This window comes from Micrococcus sp. iso_229 (genome assembly GCF_058072725.1).
The window spans coordinates 1,174,819-1,193,295 of record NZ_CM176514.1 but is presented as its reverse complement, the minus strand read 5'-3'; the positions used below and the strand labels follow the sequence as shown (position 1 = coordinate 1,193,295).

General features: G+C 72.9%; 15 protein-coding genes. 4 read left to right on the top strand and 11 right to left on the bottom strand.

The window, feature by feature from the left end; all coding sequences use genetic code 11:
• Positions 1–27 precede the first annotated feature (27 nt).
• The 4 genes from tal to AC3RKA_RS05565 are packed head-to-tail and all read left to right on the top strand — an operon-like array spanning position 28 to position 5,293.
• Positions 28–1,146, top strand: a complete 1,119-nt coding sequence (gene tal, locus AC3RKA_RS05580) for a transaldolase (protein WP_002855640.1) — start codon at positions 28–30, stop codon at positions 1,144–1,146.
• Between the two features lie 55 nt (positions 1,147–1,201).
• On the top strand, positions 1,202–2,803 hold the full coding sequence (locus tag AC3RKA_RS05575) for a glucose-6-phosphate isomerase (protein ID WP_336264817.1): 1,602 nt from the start codon (positions 1,202–1,204) through the stop codon (positions 2,801–2,803).
• Entirely contained in the window at positions 2,793–4,355 is a 1,563-nt protein-coding gene (gene zwf, locus AC3RKA_RS05570) for a glucose-6-phosphate dehydrogenase (protein WP_002855642.1), read from the top strand. Before AC3RKA_RS05575 ends, zwf begins: the two co-directional genes overlap by 11 nt.
• Positions 4,352–5,293 carry a glucose-6-phosphate dehydrogenase assembly protein OpcA gene (locus AC3RKA_RS05565; protein WP_145031683.1) on the top strand — a complete coding sequence of 314 codons (942 nt, stop codon included), beginning with the start codon at positions 4,352–4,354 and terminating at the stop codon, positions 5,291–5,293. Before zwf ends, AC3RKA_RS05565 begins: the two co-directional genes overlap by 4 nt.
• 93 nt (positions 5,294–5,386) lie before the next feature.
• Here AC3RKA_RS05565 and secG read toward each other — a convergent pair whose 3' ends face one another.
• The 11 genes from secG to uvrA all read right to left on the bottom strand — a co-directional run bounded on the left by secG (position 5,387) and on the right by uvrA (position 18,388).
• Positions 5,387–5,638, bottom strand: a complete 252-nt coding sequence (gene secG / locus AC3RKA_RS05560; RefSeq protein ID WP_002855646.1) for a preprotein translocase subunit SecG — start codon at positions 5,636–5,638, stop codon at positions 5,387–5,389.
• Between the two features lie 81 nt (positions 5,639–5,719).
• Positions 5,720–6,511, bottom strand: a complete 792-nt coding sequence (gene tpiA / locus AC3RKA_RS05555; protein WP_145031685.1) for a triose-phosphate isomerase — start codon at positions 6,509–6,511, stop codon at positions 5,720–5,722.
• Positions 6,512–6,513: 2 nt separating this feature from the next.
• Positions 6,514–7,761, bottom strand: coding sequence for a phosphoglycerate kinase (locus tag AC3RKA_RS05550; protein ID WP_489727596.1), 1,248 nt, complete (start codon positions 7,759–7,761; stop codon positions 6,514–6,516).
• A 107-nt stretch (positions 7,762–7,868) separates the two neighbouring features.
• Positions 7,869–8,879 carry a type I glyceraldehyde-3-phosphate dehydrogenase gene (gene gap / locus AC3RKA_RS05545; RefSeq protein WP_044658949.1) on the bottom strand — a complete coding sequence of 337 codons (1,011 nt, stop codon included), beginning with the start codon at positions 8,877–8,879 and terminating at the stop codon, positions 7,869–7,871.
• A gap of 185 nt (positions 8,880–9,064) precedes the next feature.
• Entirely contained in the window at positions 9,065–9,691 is a 627-nt protein-coding gene (locus tag AC3RKA_RS05540) for a superoxide dismutase (RefSeq protein WP_036315296.1), read from the bottom strand.
• A gap of 149 nt (positions 9,692–9,840) precedes the next feature.
• On the bottom strand, positions 9,841–10,806 hold the full coding sequence (gene whiA / locus AC3RKA_RS05535) for a DNA-binding protein WhiA (RefSeq protein ID WP_061867952.1): 966 nt from the start codon (positions 10,804–10,806) through the stop codon (positions 9,841–9,843).
• A gap of 31 nt (positions 10,807–10,837) precedes the next feature.
• Positions 10,838–11,884: a gluconeogenesis factor YvcK family protein gene (locus AC3RKA_RS05530; protein ID WP_049147872.1), complete on the bottom strand. Its 1,047-nt coding sequence runs from the start codon at positions 11,882–11,884 to the stop codon at positions 10,838–10,840.
• Positions 11,881–12,777, bottom strand: coding sequence for an RNase adapter RapZ (gene rapZ / locus AC3RKA_RS05525; RefSeq protein ID WP_489727595.1), 897 nt, complete (start codon positions 12,775–12,777; stop codon positions 11,881–11,883). The genes AC3RKA_RS05530 and rapZ overlap by 4 nt, the downstream gene beginning before the upstream one ends.
• Positions 12,774–14,699 (bottom strand): excinuclease ABC subunit UvrC, encoded by a 1,926-nt coding sequence (uvrC, locus tag AC3RKA_RS05520; RefSeq protein ID WP_036315391.1) that lies wholly within the window; start codon positions 14,697–14,699, stop codon positions 12,774–12,776. The genes rapZ and uvrC overlap by 4 nt, the downstream gene beginning before the upstream one ends.
• Positions 14,692–15,363, bottom strand: a complete 672-nt coding sequence (locus tag AC3RKA_RS05515) for a lysophospholipid acyltransferase family protein (protein ID WP_036315306.1) — start codon at positions 15,361–15,363, stop codon at positions 14,692–14,694. Before AC3RKA_RS05515 ends, uvrC begins: the two co-directional genes overlap by 8 nt.
• Before the next feature lie 40 nt (positions 15,364–15,403).
• Positions 15,404–18,388: an excinuclease ABC subunit UvrA gene (gene uvrA / locus AC3RKA_RS05510; RefSeq protein ID WP_095695702.1), complete on the bottom strand. Its 2,985-nt coding sequence runs from the start codon at positions 18,386–18,388 to the stop codon at positions 15,404–15,406.
• Positions 18,389–18,477: the final 89 nt, after the last annotated feature.

Here is an 18,477-nt window from a genome sequence, read left to right as displayed (position 1 = left end):
CCCCCGAAGGGAAGGCACCCGCAGACCATGAGCACCCCGCAGAACCCGAACACCGCCGCGCTGGCCCAGGCCGGTGTGTCGATCTGGCTCGACGACCTCTCCCGCACGCGGCTGGACGAGGGCACGCTCGAAGAGCTGATCGCCACCCGCTCGGTCACCGGCGTCACCACGAACCCGTCCATCTTCGCGGTCGCCCTCGCGGACGCGGGTGCCTACCAGGGACAGCTGCGCGAACTCGCCGCGGCCCGCGCCTCGGTGGACGAGGCCGTCGTCGCCCTGACGACGGAGGACGTGCGCCGCGCCGCCGACGTGCTCGCGCCCGTCCACGAGCGCACCGGCGGGGCGGACGGGTTCGTCTCCCTCGAGGTCGATCCGCGCCTGGCCCGCGACGCCGCCGGCACCGTGGCCCAGGCCCGCGAGCTGGCGGCGGCCGTCGACCGGCCCAACCTCATGGTGAAGATCCCCGCGACCGTGGAGGGCCTGTCCGCCATCGCGGACGTGCTCGGCGAGGGCATCAGCGTGAACGTGACCCTGATCTTCTCGCTGCCCCGCTACCGCCGGGTGCTCAACGCCTGGCTCACCGGCCTGGAGAAGGCCCGGGCGAACGGGCACGACGTCCGCCGCCTCCACTCGGTGGCCTCCTTCTTCGTCTCCCGTGTGGACACGGAGGTCGACGCGCGGCTGCGCGCGATCGGCACCCCCGAGGCCGAGGCGCTGACCGGCCGGGCCGCCGTCGCCAACGCGCGCCTGGCCTACCGCGCCTTCGAGCAGGCCCTGGACTCGGAGCGCTGGCGCCTGCTCGAGGCGGCCGGCGCCCCCGTGCAGCGGCCCCTGTGGGCCTCCACCGGCGTCAAGGACCCCGCCCTGCCGGACACGCTGTACGTCACCGAACTCGTGGCACCGCACACCGTGACCACCCTGCCGGAGAAGACCCTCGAGGCGGTCGCCGATCACGGGGTGATCACGGCGGACACCATCACGGGCGCCTATGCCGACGCCGACGCCCTGCTCGACGCGGTCGGTGCGGCGGGCGTGTCCTACCAGGACGTCGTGGACGTGCTGGAGACTGAGGGCCTGGAGAAGTTCGAGGCCGCGTGGGACGAGCTGCTCGGCTCGGTCCGCTCCGGGCTCGACGCCCACCGCTGACCGCACCCGCCCCCGACACCGCCGCCCGCTCGCCACGCGCACGGAAGGACCCCCCATGAGCACCCTCGGCCTCACCGCCACCGGAGCCGCCCTCGAGGCGATCGACCGCCATCTGCCCGCCCTCCTCCAGGACCGCGTCGCCTCCCGCCTCGGGGCGCAGGACGCCGACCTGTGGGGGGCGCCGGCCCGCGACGAGGCCGCCAAGCGGCTCGGCTGGATCGACCTGTTCGAGGACTCCCGCACCCTCGTCCCGCACATCGCCCAGCTGACCCGGGAGCTGCGCGCCGAGGGCGTGGACCGCGTGGTCCTGGCGGGCATGGGCGGCTCATCCCTGGCCCCCGAGGTGATCGCGGCGACGGCCGGCGTCGAGCTCGAGGTCCTGGACTCCACGGACCCGCTGCAGGTCTCCCGTGCCCTCGAGCGCGACCTCGAGCGGACCGTGCTGGTGGTCTCCTCCAAGTCCGGCTCCACCGTGGAGACCGACTCGCAGCGTCGCGTCGTCGAGGCCGCGTTCCGCGACGCGGGGATCGACCCCCGCACCCGCCTGGTCGCCGTCACGGACCCGGGCTCACCGCTGCACGCCGCGTGCGAGTCCGCCGGCTGGCGCGCCGTCTTCACCGCGGACCCGACCGTGGGCGGGCGCTTCTCGGCCCTCACCGCGTTCGGCCTGGTCCCCACCGGCCTGGCCGGCGTGGACGTCGCGGCCCTGCTGGACGACGCGGAGGCCGTGCTCGACCTGCTGACGGCCGACGACGAGGACAACCCGGGCCTGCAGCTCGGCGCGGCCCTGGGCGGCACGCAGCCGCTGCGCGACAAGCTCGTCTTCGCCGACCACGGGTCCGGCATCGCCGGACTGCCGGCCTGGATCGAGCAGCTGATCGCCGAGTCCACGGGCAAGGACGGCACCGGGCTGCTGCCCGTCGTCGTCGCCCCCGGCGACCCCGAGACCGCGTGGGACGCCCCCGACCTGCTGCAGGTGCAGCTCGTCGGCGAGGACGACGTCGCGGCCCCGGGCCACGGCGTGCAGGTCGCCGGCTCGCTCGGCGCCCAGCTGCTGCTGTGGGAGGTGGCCACCGCGGTGGCCGGCCGCCTGCTCGGGATCAACCCCTTCGACCAGCCGGACGTGGAGGCCGCCAAGGCCGCCGCGCGCACCCTGCTGGACGGCCCCGCCGCCGAGCGGACGGCCGACGGTGAGGTGGAGGGCGTCGAGGTCTCCGGCCCGGCGTCCGTGACCTCTGCCCCGGACCTGGCCGGCGTGCTGCGCGCCACGGCGGCGCTGGTGCCCGAGGACGGCTACCTGGCGGTCCACGCCTACCTGTCCCGTCATGACGACGCCGAGCTCGAGGGGCTGCGCGCGGACCTGGCGGACCTGGTCGGCCGCCCGGTCACGTTCGGCTGGGGTCCGCGGTTCCTGCACTCCACCGGACAGTTCCACAAGGGCGGCCCGGCCGTCGGCGTGTTCCTGCAGATCACCGGCGACGCCGGCCTGGACCTCGAGGTGCCCGGCCGCCCGTTCTCCCTGGGCAGGCTCATCGCCGCGCAGGCCGCGGGCGACGCCCGGGTGCTGGGCGATCTCGACCGCCCCGTGGTCACCCTGCACCTGCGCCGCCGCGACGCGGGCATCGAGGCCCTGAGGAGCGCCGTCCGTGGCCGGTGAGTCCCGGACCGTCCCCCGCAACCCGCTGCGTGACCCCCGTGACCGGCGCCTGACCCGCATTGCGGGTCCGTCGGCTCTCGTGCTGTTCGGCGTGACGGGCGACCTGGCGAAGAAGAAGCTCCTGCCTGCCATGTACGACCTCGCCCAGCGCGGCCTGCTGCCACCGGCGTTCTCCCTCGTCGGGTTCGGCCGCCGCGACTGGTCCGACGAGGAGTTCGCCGACTACGTGCGCGCCGCCGTGGAGGCCTCCTCCCGGACCACGTTCGACGAGACCGTGTGGGACCAGTTCCGGGGCGGCCTGCGCTTCGTCTCCGGCGCGTTCGACGACGAGGCGGCCTACGTCCGTCTCGACGAGGTGCTCGCCGAGCTCGAGACCTCACGCGGCACGCGCGGGAACACCGCGTTCTACCTCTCCATCCCGCCGGACTGGTTCGAGGCCGTCTCCCGCCACCTGGCCGACCAGGGCCTGGCCGACCGGTCCCAGCCGGCCGAGGGCCCGTGGCGCCGCGTGGTCATCGAGAAGCCCTTCGGCCACGACCTGGCCAGCGCGCAGGAGCTCAACGCCGTGATCGAGCGCGTCTTCCCCTCGGACGCGGTGTTCCGCATCGACCACTACCTCGGCAAGGAGACGGTGCAGAACATCCTCGCGTTCCGGTTCGCCAACCGGATGTTCGAGCCGCTCTGGAACGCGGAGCACGTGGACCACGTCCAGATCACGATGGCCGAGGACATCGGCATCGGCGGACGGGCGAGCTACTACGACGGCGTGGGCGCGGCCCGCGACGTCATCCAGAACCACCTCCTGCAGCTGCTCGCGTTCACCGCGATGGAGGAGCCGATCTCGTTCGACGCGGACCACCTGCGCGCGGAGAAGGAGAAGGTCCTCGAGGCCGTGACCGTCCCGGACACGCCCGAGGGACTCGCGGCGGCCTCCGCCCGCGGCCAGTACACCTCCGGCTGGCAGGGCGGCGAGCGGGTCACAGGCTTCCTCGACGAGGAGGGCTTCAACCCGGCGTCCGTCACGGAGACGTACGCCGCGCTCAAGGTGGGCATCCGCACGCGCCGCTGGCAGGGCGTCCCGTTCTACCTGCGGGCCGGCAAGCGCCTCGGTCGGCGGGTGACCGAGATCGCCGTCGTCTTCAAGAAGCCCCCGCACCTGCTGTTCCCCGTCCACGACGGGGACGAGTTCGGGCAGAACGTCATCGTCATCCGGGTGCAGCCGGACGAGGGCGTCACCATCCGCTTCGCGTCCAAGGTGCCCGGCACGCAGGCCGAGATCCGCGACGTCACGATGGACTTCGGCTACGGTCACGCCTTCACCGAGGACTCCCCCGAGGCGTACGAACGGCTCATCCTCGACGTGCTCCTCGGGGAGCCGCCGCTGTTCCCGCGTCAGGCCGAGGTGGAGCTGTCCTGGCGGATCGTGGACCCGTTCGAGGAGCACTGGGCGAGCCTGGGCACCCAGCCCGAGCCCTACGCCCCGGGCACGTGGGGCCCGCCCTCGGCCGACGCCCTCATGGCCCGCGACGGACGAAGCTGGAGGCGCCCGTGAAGATCCGCATGCAGGACACCACCACCTCCCAGGTGGCCAAGCGCATCACGCAGCTGCGCGAGAAGAGCGGGGTCGTGACCCTCGGCCGCGTCCTCACCCTCGTGATCAGCACGGACGACGCCGGCATCGAGTCCGCCGTCCAGGCCGCCAATGCGGCCTCCCTGGAGCATCCGTGCCGCATCATCGTCCTGGCCCTGGGCGACCCCGCGGCCCCCACCCGCCTGGATGCCGAGATCCGGGTCGGCGGCGACGCCGGCGCCTCCGACGTCGTGGTGCTGTGGTGCGCCGGGGAGAACGCCCACGCCGACGAGTCACTGGTCTCCGGTCTGCTCCTGCCCGATGCGCCCATCGTCGCGTGGTGGCCCGGGGTGCCGCCCGAGGTCCCCTCGGCGACGCCGCTCGGTCGCCTGGCCCACCGCCGGATCACGGACACGGCCTCGGCGTCCATGGCCGAGCCCGCCCTGTGGGCTCTGCGCGCGGGCCACCATGAGGGGGACACCGATCTGGCCTGGACGCGCCTGACGCTGTGGCGGATCCAGGTGGCCGGCATCTTCGACACGCTCGACGTGGCCACCCTGCGCTCGGTGACGGTGGACGGGGCGCCGGACTCCCCCAGCACCATGCTGCTGGCGGCGTGGCTCACCCTGGCCCTGAAGGTGCCCGTGACGATCGCGCACTCGAAGGCCGGCCACGGGATCCGTGCGGTGCGCCTGCGGTGCACGGACGGGGACGTGGTGCTCTCCCGCTCGCACTCGCAGGTGGCCCGGCTCTATCAGCAGGGTCGGCCGGTGCAGCGCATCTCCCTGCCGCGCCGGACGAACCAGGATTGCCTGGCGGAGGAGCTGCGGCGGCTGGACCCGGACGAGGTCTTCGGCGCCGTGCTCCACCGGGGCCTGCCGCGCACGGACCTCTCCCCCGTGCAGGCCTCCGAGCGCTGAGGGGCGCCCGGCGCCGCAGCGGCCCGGGACGCGCGAACGCCCCGCACGGATCATCCGTACGGGGCGTTCGCGTCGGGGCCCGGCGGGGCGGCCTCAGGACTCCAGGGTCAGACGCGGCAGGACGCCGAGCAGCGCGATGACGACACCCCAGGCGACCACGGAGCCGACGGTCAGGCGGGTGAGCAGGCGCTGGGCGGAGCCCGAGGAGCTCATCGAGGTGGTCACGCCACCGCCGAACATGTCCGAGACGCCGCCGCCGCGGCCCTTGTGCAGCAGGATGAGCAGCACGATGACCACGCTGAGCACGGCCACGAGGATCTGCAGGGCCAGGGTCAGGACGTCCACGGGAGGGCTCCTCGGGTCGAGGTGCGGCCCCGGCGCGTGCCGGGGCCGTCACGGAGAATGCGGTCGGTCGGGCCGGACGGATCAGGCCTGGTCGAACCGGACGATCTTAGCAAACTCGTCCGCGTCGAGGCTGGCGCCGCCCACGAGGGCGCCGTCCACGTCCGGCTGCGCCAGCAGGGCCGGCGCGCTGGAGGACTTCACGGAGCCGCCGTAGAGGATCCGCAGCCCGGCGGCGACGTCGTCGCCGTGCAGTGCGGCCACGCGGGCGCGCAGGGCCGCGCCCATCTGCTGCGCGTCCTCAGGGCCGGCGACCTCGCCCGTGCCGATCGCCCACACGGGCTCGTAGGCGACGACGACGCCGGCCACGTCCTGCGCCGACAGGCCCGCGATGGAGCCCTCCAGCTGGGCGAGCGTGTGCTCGACGTGCCGGCCGGCCTGGCGCACCTCCTGGCCCTCGCCCACGCAGATCACCGGGGTGAGGCCGTGGCGCAGGGCCGCGGCGGCCTTGCGCGCGACGAGGGCGTCGTCCTCCCCGTGGAGGGTGCGGCGCTCGGAGTGGCCCACGATCGCGTAACGGCACCCCAGCGCCGCCAGGAACGCGCCGGAGACGTCGCCCGTGTAGGCGCCGGCGTCCTCAGGCGAGAGGTCCTGCGCGCCGTAGGCGAGGTCCAGGCGGTCGCCGGTGACGAGCGTCTGCACGGACCGCAGGTCCGTGAAGGGCGGGAACACCGCGACCTCCACGGCCTCCTGGTCATGGTCTGCGTCCGTGAGGAGCCACGTGAGGCGCTGCACCAGGGTGACGGCCTCGAGGTGGTCCAGGTTCATCTTCCAGTTGCCCGCGATCAGCGGCACGCGCGTGGTCTGCTCCGCCATGCTCACGCCCGCCCCTCGCCGGCCAGGGCGGTGACGCCCGGGAGCTCCTTGCCCTCGAGGTATTCGAGGGAGGCGCCGCCACCGGTGGAGATGTGGCCGAACGCGTCGTCGGCGAAGCCGAGCGTGCGCACGGCCGCCGCGGAGTCGCCGCCGCCGACCACCGACAGGCCGCCGGCCGCGGAGGCCTCGGTGAGGGCCTGGGCCACCGCCCGGGTGCCCTCCGCGAAGGCCGGGAACTCGAACACGCCCATGGGGCCGTTCCAGAACACGGTCTGGGCGCCGCGGATCTGCTCCGCGAACGCCCGGGCCGTCTCGGGGCCGATGTCCAAGCCCATGGCCGACGCGCCGTGCGCGCCTGAGGTGAGGGCGTCCACAGCCAGGACCTCGTGCTCGGCGTCGGCCGCGAAGCCGGAGGCCATCACGATGTCCGTGGGGAGCACGATGCGGGCGGCCCCGGCCTCGGAGCGGCGCAGGTACTCGCGGACGGTGTCGAGCTGGTCCTCCTCGAGCAGGGAGGCGCCCACCTCGTGGCCCTGCGCCTTGAGGAAGGTGAAGAGCATGCCGCCGCCGATCAGCAGCGTGTCGGCCTTGTCCAGCAGGTTGTCGATCACGGCCAGCTTGTCCGAGACCTTCGACCCGCCCAGCACGACGACGTAGGGCCGCTCCGGGGACTCGGTCAGGCGGGTGAGCACCTCGAGCTCGGCGGCGACCAGCGGACCCTGGTAGGCCGGCAGCTGCGCCGCGACGTCGAACACGGAGGCGTGCTTGCGGTGGACCGCGCCGAAGGCGTCGCCCACGTAGGCGCCGTCCTCGCCGGCCAGGGCCGCCATCTCGCCGGCGAGTGCGGCGCGCTCGGCATCGTCCTTGGAGGTCTCGCGAGCGTCGAAGCGCACGTTCTCCAGCAGCAGCACCTGGCCGTCCTGCAGGGCGGCGGCCTGGGCGCGCGCGTCGTCCCCGGTCACGTCCGCGGCGAGGGCGACGTCGGTGCCCAGCAGCTCGGCCATGCGCGCGGCGACGGGGCGGAGGGAGTACGCGGGGTCCGGCTCACCCTTGGGGCGGCCCAGGTGGGCCATGACGATCACGCGCGCACCGGCCTCGGCCAGGTCCCGGATCGCGGGCAGCGAGGCACGGATGCGGCCGTCGTCGGTGACGGTGTCCCCGTCCAGCGGGACGTTCAGGTCGGACCGGATGAGCACGGTGCGGCCGGCGACGCCGGCCTCGAGCAGATCGGTGAGGGTCGGTGCGGGCATGATGCCTCCTGGGGTGCCGGAGCGGGGTCGGTTCACGGTGCAGTCTAGGCGGACGGCCCGGGCCGACGGAGGAACCGTCGGCCCGGGCCGTCGGGCGCCGTGCGGGCTCAGAGCTTCGAGCCGATGAGGTCTGCGAAGTCCATGAGCTGGGAGGTGTAGCCGTACTCGTTGTCGTACCAGCCGATGATCTTCACGGTCTGGCCGATGGACTTGGTCAGCGGGGCGTCGAAGGTGCACGCCGCCGGGGAGGTGATGATGTCCGAGGACACGATCGGGTCCTCCGAGTAGACCAGGCGGCCCTGCAGCGGACCGGACTCCGCGGCCTTCTTGAACGCCGCGTTGATCTCCTCGACCTCCACGTGGCGCGTCAGCTCCACGGTCAGGTCGGTGGCCGAGCCGGTGATGGTGGGCACCCGCATGGCGAAGCCGTCGAGCTTGCCCTTCAGCTCCGGGATGACCTCGCCGATGGCCTTGGCCGCGCCCGTGGAGGTGGGCACCATGTTCTGGGCCGCGGCGCGCGCCCGACGGCGATCCTTCTTGTGCACGTTGTCGTGCAGGTTCTGGTCGCCGGTGTACGCGTGGATCGTGGTCATGATGCCGTCCACGATGCCGAACTCGTCGTTGAGGACCTTCGCCATCGGGGCCAGGCAGTTCGTGGTGCACGAGGCGTTCGAGACGATGTGCATCGACTCCGCGTCGTAGGTGTGCTCGTTCACGCCCATCACGAAGGTGCCGTCGACCTCCTTGGCGGGGGCCGAGATGAGGACCTTCTTGGCCCCCGCGTCGAGGTGGGCCTGCGCCTTGGGGCCGGTCGTGAAGATGCCGGTGCACTCGATGACCAGGTCCACGCCGAGCTCACCCCACGGCAGCTTCGTCGGGTCGGCCTCCTGGAAGAACGCGACGTCGCGGCCGTCGATGCGGAACCCCTTCTCGGTCCGCTCCAGCTCGCCCGGGTAGCGGCCCAGGATGGTGTCGTACTTGGTGAGCCAGAACAGGTCCTCGGGGTCGGCGAGGTCGTTCACGGCGACCAGCTCGAGGCCCTCGTGGCCGCGGTCCCTGAGCACGCGCACGATGTTGCGTCCGATGCGGCCGTAGCCGTTGATGGCGATCTTGGTCATGGTGGTCCCTCTCGTTAGTTCTCGTTGCGTGGTCCCCGTGGCGGTGGGTCCGGGGCGGTGCGGTCGAGCGGTCGCGCCCGGTCCGGGCGCGCGGTGGGGACAGGGCCGGAGCGCCGAGCCCCTCCCCGCATCGGGGCGCTGACGTCGTGGGGCCACGACGTCAGCGCCCCGGTGCGCGGTGTGGATCAGGCCGGGAGGATCAGGCCGGAGGCGCCGGCGCGGGCGGCCTCGAAGCGGGCCTGCACGTCGGCCCAGTTCACGATGTTCCAGATCGCCTTGACGTAGTCCGCCTTGACGTTCTGGTAGTCGAGGTAGAAGGCGTGCTCCCACATGTCCAGCTGGAACAGCGGGATGGTGGCGACCGGCACGCCGTTCTGCTGGTCGTAGAACTGCTCGATCACCAGGTTGCCGCCGATGGGCTCGTAGGCCAGCACGGCCCAGCCGGAGCCCTGGATGCCGAGGGCGGCGGCGGTGAAGTGGGCCTGGAACTGGTCGAACGAGCCGAAGTACTCGTCGATGGCGGCGGCCAGCTCGCCGGTCGGCTTGTCGCCGCCCTCCGGCGAGAGGTTCTTCCAGAAGATCGAGTGGTTCGTGTGCCCGCCCAGGTTGAAGGCGAGGTCCTTCGACAGCTGGTTCACGGAGCCGAAGTCGCCGGCCTCACGCGCGGCGGCCAGCTTCTCCAGGGCGGTGTTCGCGCCCTTGACGTACGTGGCGTGGTGCTTGGAGTGGTGCAGCTCCATGATGCGGGCCGAGATGTGCGGCTCCAGCGCGGCGTAGTCGTAGTCCAGCTCCGGAAGGGTGTATTCGGTCATGCTTCCTCCTTGGTCAGGCGAGGCTGCGGGCAGGACGCCCTCGGCCTCCACCTCGGGCAACCTCGCGTCTCGGCGGCGTATTCCGTCCGTCTCCATTGTGATCGGGGGCGGAGCGCCGGGGCCAGATCCCGTCGACGGTGATCCCGCGCTCAGCCCTCGGAGGCCGCGTCCGTCCCGGGGATGCCCCGCTCGGCGGCCCGCTTGTCCGCCATGGCCAGCAGCCGGCGGATGCGCCCGGCGACGGCGTCCTTGGTCATCGGCGGGTCCGCGAGGCGGCCGAGCTCGTCGAGGGAGGCCTGCTTGTGCTCGAGGCGCAGCCGTCCCGCGTAGCGAAGGTGGTCGGGCACCTCGTCCCCGAGGATCTCGAGGGCCCGCTCCACCTTCGCCCCGGCCATGACGGCGGCCTGGGCGGAGCGGCGCAGGTTGGCGTCGTCGAAGTTCGCCAGGCGGTTGGCGGTGGCCCGGACCTCCTTGCGCTCGCGCCGCTCGCGCCAGAGGGTCGCGGTCTGCTCCGCGCCGACGGCGGCCAGCAGCGTGGCGATCGCCTCGCCGTCGCGGACCACGACGCGGTCCGACTGACGCACCTCGCGTGCCTTCGCCGCCACGCGGAGCCGACGCGCGGCCCCCACCAGCGCGAGGGCGGCCTCCGGGCCCGGCGTGGTCACCTCGAGGGCCGCCGAGCGGCCGGGCTCGGTGAGGGAGCCGTGGGCCAGCAGGGCCCCGCGCCACACGGCGGCGGTGGCCGCCGTCGTCCCGCTGACGAGGACCGGCGCGAGGCCACGCACGGGCCGCCCCCGCTGGTCGATGAGCCCGGTCTGCCGGGCGAGGTCCTCTCCCCCGCGCACGACCCGGAGCACGTACCGCTGACCACGGCGCAGGTTGCCGCCGGAGACCACCACGATCTCCGGGGCCAGGCCGTACAGGTCGGTGATGGCGGCGCGCAGGCGGCGCGCACTGGCGCCGTGGTCCAGCTCCGCCTCCACGACGACGCGGCCGGCCACGAGGTGCAACCCCCCGGCGAACCGCAGCATCGCCGCGGTCTCCGCCCGCCGCTCCGGGGTCGCGGCGACCGGCACACGGGCCAGCTCCTCCTTGAGGGTCATGGTCAGCGCCATGCTCGTGCTCCTTCTCGGCGAGGTGCGCGCGTCAGTGGGTCATCGCCTCGTCGATCGCGACGGCCAGGCGCAGCGGGTCGTGGACCTGGGGATCCTGGGCACTGCTCACTCTACTGAACGCCACGCGCGCGCCCATCCGGGCCGCCTCGGCCTCCACCGCCGCCCGGTCGGTGACCGCGTCCACGTCGGCGATCACCACGTCCAGCCGGAGGTCCGGCGCATAGGAGCGCAGCACCTTGAGGTGGTCGGCGTGGGTGAGGCCGGTGGTCTCCTGGTCTCCCGTGCGCAGGTTCAGCACCATGAGGCGCCGGGCGGTGGTGGCGGCGAGGGCCGCGCGCACGTCCGGCATCAGCAGGTGCGGCAGCACCGACGTGTACAGCGAGCCGGGTCCGAGCACCACCCAGTCGGCCAGCTCGATCGCCGAGAGCGCCTCCGGGGTGGCGGGGGCGTCGGACGGGCTCAGGCGGACGTCGGTGACGCGCCCCTCGAACGCGGCGACCGCGAGGGCCACCTGGCCCTCCACGCATCGGGTGCGCAGGCGGCCGTCCGGGCCGGCGCTGAGCACGTCCCCGCCGATGGTCAGCGGCACCCGCGAGACCGGCAGGACCTCGCCGTGCGCCCGCAGCAGGGCGCCGGCCCAGCGCAGCCCGTCCACCGGGTCGCCCAGCAGCTCCCAGAGGGCGACGATCAGGAGGTTCCCGAGCGCGTGGTTGTCCAGGGTGGCCTGGTCCGCGGGCACCTCGGTGGAGCGGAAGCGGTGCTGCATGACGTGGGCCCAGGTCCGACCCCAGTCGGTGTCGTCGCACAGGGCGGCCAGCGCCATGCGGAGGTCGCCGGGCGGCAGCACCGCCATCTCCCGGCGGATGGTGCCGGAGGAGCCGCCGTCGTCCGCCACCGTGACGACGGCCGTGAGGTGCCCGGCCACGTGCCGCAGGGCCGCGAGGGACGCGGAGAGGCCGTGGCCGCCGCCGAGGGCGGTGACCCGGGCCGTGGGGCGGGACATGCCGGCGCCCACCCCGCGCCCTTCCGAACCCATCCCGGGCGGCAGGGGCAGCTGGCCGGTGAGCGGGGACGTCATTCGCGCCCCATGTCCCGGTGCTGGACGTGCACCGTGACGTGGGGCACCTGGGCCAGGCGCCGGGCCAGCTCCTCGGCGACGGCCACGGAGCGGTGCTTGCCGCCCGTGCAGCCGATGGCGAGCGTGGCGTAGTGCTTGTTCTCCCGCCGGTAGCCCTCGAACACCGGCCCCAGCATGGCGACGTACGCGCGCAGGAAGTCCTCGACACCGGGGCGGGAGAGCACGTAGTCCGCGACCGCGGCCTCCGTGCCCGTGTGCGGACGCAGCGCCGGCACCCAGTGGGGGTTGGGGATGAAGCGCATGTCCGCCACGAAGTTCGCGTCCGCCGGGACGCCGTACTTGAACCCGAAGCTCATGATGGTCAGGCGCAGCGTGACGGGGCCGGACTCCGAGAACAGCTCGGTGATCTCCGTGGCCAGGCCGTGCACGTTCAGCTCGGTGGTGTCCACCACGACGTCGGCACGCGCCTTGAGCGGCTCGACGACGTCCCGCTCCGCGCGGATGCCGTCCAGCAGCCGGGCGTTGCCCTGCATCGGGTGGGGGCGGCGGCCGGCCTCGAAGCGCCGGAGGAGCACGTGATCGTCCGCATCGAGGAACACCGTGCGGTACTCCACCCCACTGTTGGCCAGGTGCTGCAGGGCGGCGTACAGCTCCTCGAAGTAGGAGCGCGAGCGCACGTCCACCACGATCGCCAGGCGCGGGAACGCCTCCGGCGAGCGGGCGATGAGCTCGGCCAGCGTGCCGAACAGGGCCGGCGGCATGTTCTCCACCACGTCCCAGCCGTGGTCCTCGAGCGCGTGCGCGGCGGTGGTCCGTCCGGCGCCGGACATCCCGGCGATCACGAGCACCTCGGATCTCGGCGGCTTCTCCGGCTGGAGGGTCTCCTCGATCATGACTCCACTGTATCCGCGGGCGTGTCGGCCGTGAGCGCCGTGTGGACGGCCTCGGCCAGCCGCGGCCCGATGCCGGCGACCTCGGTCAGCCGGTCCACGCCGGCGGCCCGGATCTCGGCGACGGAGCCGAAGTGGTTCAGCAGCGCGGTGCGCTTGGCCGGGCCCAGACCCGGGATCCCGTCCAGGGCGGAGACGGTCATCGCCTTGGACCGCCGGCTGCGGTGGCCCGCGATCGCGAACCGGTGCGACTCGTCACGGATGCGCTGGAGCAGGTACAGGCCCTCCGAGGTGCGCGGCAGGACCACCGGGAACTCGTCGCCTGGCAGCCACACCTCCTCGAGCCGCTTGGCCAGCCCGACCACGGGCAGGTCGTCCAGGCCCAGCTCCTCGAGGACCGCCGCGGCCGCGGCCACCTGGGGCGGGCCGCCGTCGACCACCACGAGCGAGGGCGGGTACGCGAAGCGGCGCCCCGCCTCCTGATCGTCCCCCTCGACCTGACCGGACAGCGGGGCGCCCTCCGCGCGCTCCTTGGCCAGGCGGGCGAAACGCCGCCGCAGGACGTCGCGCAGGGACGCCGTGTCGTCCCGGGCGGCCTCCCCCGTGACGTTGAAGCGGCGGTAGTCCTTCTTCTTCGGCAGCCCGTCCTCCATGACGACCATCGAGCCGACCACGTTGGTGCCCTGGGAGTGGGAGATGTCGTAGCACTCGATGCGCAGCAGGGGCTCGGTGATCTCCAGGGCCTCCTGCAGCTCCCGCAGGGCGGCGGAGCGGGTGGTGAGGTCCCCGGACCGCCGCGACTTGTGCAGCTTGAGGGCCATCTCCGCGTTCTCCCGGACGGTCTCCATGAGGTCCGCCTTCGAGCCCCGCCGGGGCACGCGCACGGCGACCCGGGACCCGCGCAGGCCCGAGAGCCACTCGGTGAGCTGTGCGGCGTCGTCGGGCTCGACCGGGACGAGGATCTCGTGCGGGATGCGCTCCGGCCCCTCGAGGTCGCCGTAGACCTGCTGGAGCAGGTGCGCGACCATCTCCGGCTCGGCGACGTCCTCCACGCGCTCCATGACCCAGCCGCGCTGGCCGCGGATGCGTCCCTGCCGGACGTGGAACACCTGCACCGCGACCTCCAGCTCGTCCGCGTGCAGGGCGAAGATGTCCGCCTCCGTGTTCTCCGGCAGCACCACGGCGTTGCGCTCGAACACGCGGCGCAGCGCGGCGATGTCGTCCCTCAGCCGGGCCGCGTCCTCGTAGCGCAGCTCCTCGACGGCACGGGCCATGGCCTTCTCCAGCTCGCGGATGAACCGGTTCGCGTCCCCGGCCATGAAGTCGCAGAAGTCCTGGGCCAGCGCGCGATGGTCCGCCGGGCTGATCCGGCCCACGCAGGGCGCCGAGCACTTGCCGATGTAGCCGAGCAGGCACGGCCGGTCCTGGGCGCGGGCCCGCTTGAACACGCCCGCCGAGCACGTGCGGACCGGGAAGACGCGCAGCATCAGGTCCACGGTCTCCCGGATCGCCTTGGCCGGGTGGAACGGGCCGAAGTACTTCACGCCGGGCTTCCGGTCGCCGCGCATCACCTGGACGCGCGGGAACTGCTCGTTCATGGTCACGGCCAGGTAGGGGTACGACTTGTCGTCCCGGTACATGATGTTGAACCGGGGGCGATACTCCTTGATCCACGTGTACTCGAGCTGGAGCGCCTCCAGCTCGGAGCCGACGACGGTCCACTCGACCGCGGCCGCCGTGAACACCATGGTCCGGGTCTTGGTGGCCAGCCGAGCCGGGTCCTGGAAATAGGAGCTCAGGCGGGCGCGCAGGTTCTTCGCCTTGCCGACGTAGACGACGCGTCCGTCCGCGTCGCGGAAGCGGTAGACGCCGGGCGACGTGGAGATCTCGCCCGGAGCCGGGCGGTAGGAGGCCGGATCAGCCACGGGCGCCCGGGGCGGCGTTGTAGGCGTCCACGCGCTCCTGCCCCGAGAGCGCGCCGATGGCGTCCATGATCGCCGCCGTCGCGTCGCGGCGCTGCGGCAGGGTGTGTCGACGCCCGGGGTGGCCGAAGTCCAGGGGCGCGCCCACGCGCACGGAGAACCGGTGGGGACGGAAGCCGTTCGTGTCCGGCGGCTGGAGGTGCTGCGTGCCGACGAGGCCCACGGGCACCACGGGTGCGCCGGTGGCCAGGGCCAGCCAGGCCGCACCGGTGCGGCCGCGGTAGAGGCGGCCGTCGCGGCTGCGGGTGCCCTCCGGGTAGATGCCGACGCCCTGGCCGGACTCGAGCAGGCCCACGAGGGACTCGAGCGCGGCCACGGAGGCGGCCTGCTCGCCCCGGCGGACGGGGACGGAGCCCACGGACTCGAAGAACCGCCGCCGGACGCGGCCCCGCAGGCCCGTGCCCGTGAAGTACTCCTCCTTGGCGAAGAAGTGGACCGGGCGGGGGGCGAGGGCCTGGAGGATCACCGAGTCGACGAAGGACAGGTGGTTGGAGGCCATGACGAAGGGGCCCCGCGCAGGGACGTGCTCCATGCCGACGACCTCGGGGCGGCAGGTGAGCCGCAGGAGCGCGGCGGCGCTCCTGCGCACGGGCTCCGACGTCGCCATGGCTCTCCTTCGTCCGCGTCCTGCGTGGGCGGGGTCCATGCTACGCGAGCAGTTCCGCGAGGAACCGGCCCGTGTGGCTCTCCGCGACGTGTGCGACCTCCTCCGGCGTGCCCGCGGCCACGATCGTGCCGCCCCCGGAGCCGCCCTCGGGGCCGAGGTCGATCACGTGGTCGGCACTCTTGATCACGTCGAGGTTGTGCTCGATGGTGAGCACCGTGTTGCCCTTGTCCACGAGGGACTGGAGCACGTGCAGGAGCTTGCGGATGTCGTCGAAGTGCAGCCCCGTGGTCGGCTCGTCCAGCACGTAGATGGTGCGGCCGTTGGAGCGCTTCTGGAGCTCGGCCGCCAGCTTCACGCGCTGGGCCTCGCCGCCCGAGAGCGTGGTGGCGGGCTGGCCCAGGCGGACGTAGCCCAGACCGACGTCGACGAGCGTGTCCAGGTACCGCGAGATGCGGGTGTACGCGCTGAAGAAGTCCGCGGCCTCCTCGATCGGCATGTCGAGGACCTCGGCGATGTTCTTGCCCTTGTAGGTGACCTCGAGCGTCTCCCGGTTGTACCGGGCCCCGTGGCACACCTCGCACGGCACGTAGACGTCCGGCAGGAAGTTCATCTCGATCTTCAGCGTGCCGTCGCCCGCGCACGCCTCGCAGCGCCCGCCCTTGATGTTGAAGGAGAACCGGCCCTGCTGGTAGCCCCGGACCTTCGCCTCGGGCGTCTCCGCGAAGAGCTTGCGGATCGCGTCGAACACGCCCGTGTAGGTGGCGGGGTTGGAGCGCGGCGTGCGCCCGATGGGGCTCTGGTCCACGTGGACCACCTTGTCCAGGTGCTCGAGCCCCTCCACGGACCGGTGCCGGCCGGGCACGAGCTTGGCGCCGTTGAGCCGGTTGGCCAGGACCTTGTAGAGGATCTCGTTGATCAGCGTGGACTTGCCGGAGCCGGACACGCCCGTCACGGCGGTGAGGACCCCGAGCGGGACCTCCACCGAGACGTCCTTCAGGTTGTTCTCCTGGGCCCCGCGGACCGTCAGCATGCGCCCCTTCTCCGGGACGCGACGCCGCTCCGGCACCGCGATGGAGCGGCGGCCGGAGAGGTAGTCGCCGGTGACGGACCGCGTGTTCGCCTTGAGATCCGCCAGGGAGCCCGAGTGCACGACCTCGCCGCCGTGCTCGCCCGCGCGAGGACCGATGTCCACGATCCAGTCCGCCTCGGCGATCGTGTCCTCGTCGTGCTCGACGACGATGAGGGTGTTGCCGAGGTCCCGCAGGCGCAGGAGGGTCTCGATGAGGCGGCGGTTGTCCCGCTGGTGCAGGCCGATGGACGGCTCGTCGAGCACGTAGAGGACGCCGACCAGCCCGGAGCCGATCTGCGTGGCCAGGCGGATGCGCTGGGCCTCGCCTCCGGAGAGGGTGCCGGCCGGCCGCTCCAGGTTGAGGTACTCGAGGCCGACGTCCAGCAGGAACGCCAGCCGGGCCAGGATCTCCTTGAGCACCTGGTCCGCGATCTGCCGCTCGCGGTCCGTCAGTCGCAGCCCCGAGAAGAACTCCATGGCCTCCCGCATGGGCAGGCGGGTGGCGTCCGCGATGGACAGGCCGCCCACGAGCACGTTCAGGACCGTGGGGTTGAGGCGGGCCCCGTGGCACGCCGGGCACGGGATCTCCCGCATGAACGACTCGTAGCGCTCGCGGGCGCCGTCCGACTCGGTCTCCCCGTGCTTGCGCATCACGTAGGGGATGACGCCCTCGAAGCCCGTGGTGTAGCGGCGCTCGCGCCCGAACCGGTTGCGGAACGTCACCTCCACCTTGAAGTCCTTGCCGTTCAGGACGGCGTCGCGCTCCGCCTCCGTCAGGTCCTTCCACGGGGTGTCCAGGGAGAAGCCCATCTCCTTGCCCAGCCCGCCGAGCACGCGCAGCCAGTAGTCCGAGGTGGACTTGCCCAGCGACCACGGCACCACGGCGCCCTCACGCAGGGACAGCTCGTCGTTGGCGACGACGAGGTCCGGGTCCACCTGCAGGCGGGAGCCGATGCCGGTGCACTCGGGGCACGCGCCGAACGGGTTGTTGAAGGAGAACGAGCGCGGCTCAATCTCGTCCACGGTCTGCTCGTGCCCGTTGGGGCAGGAGAGCTTCTCGGAGAACGAGCGGTACCGGGGGTTGCCCTCGGCGTCCCGCCCGCCGAACTCCGCGGTGTTCTTCTTGGCCTTCTCGGCGACCGGCTCCACGTCCACGAACTCGGCCACGACGAGGCCGTCCGCCAGCTTCAGGGCGGTCTCCACCGAGTCGGTGAGGCGCTGGCGGATGCCCTCCTTCATGGCGAGGCGGTCCACGACGACGGCGATGGTGTGCTTGACCTGCTTCTTCAGCACGGGCGGGTCCGAGAGCTGGACGGTCTCCCCGTCCACGACGGCGCGGGCGAAGCCCTGCGTGGACAGGTCCTGGAACAGGTCCACGAACTCGCCCTTGCGGCCGCGGACCACGGGCGCGAGCACCTGGAAGCGGGTGCGCTCGGGCAGCTCCTCGAGCTGGTCCACGATCTGCTGCGGGGTCTGCCGGCTCACCGGCTCCCCGCACTGCGGGCAGTGCGGCACCCCGACGCGCGCCCAGAGCAGGCGCATGTAGTCGTAGATCTCGGTGATGGTCCCCACCGTGGAGCGCGGGTTGCGGTTGGTGGACTTCTGGTCGATGGACACGGCCGGGGACAGGCCCTCGATGAAGTCCACGTCCGGCTTGTCCACCCGGCCCAGGAACATGCGGGCGTAGGAGGAGAGCGACTCGACGTAGCGTCGCTGGCCCTCGGCGAAGATCGTGTCGAAGGCCAGGGAGGACTTGCCCGAGCCGGACAGACCCGTGAACACGACCATGGCGTCCCGCGGGAAGCTGACGTCCACGTCCTTCAGGTTGTGCTCGCGGGCGCCCTGGACGACGATGCGGTCCCGCTCGCCCGAGCGCGCGCCGCCGGGGCCGGAGGCGAGGCCGCCGGCGTGGGTCTCGACGGCGGAGGAGACGGTGGTGGAGGAGTTCTTGGGCACGCGGCCAGCATAGGGGCGGCACGGACACGACACCGGGGTCTCGCCTATGGGCGAACCCACCGCGGGCTGGGCCCGCCCTGGCGCCTCGC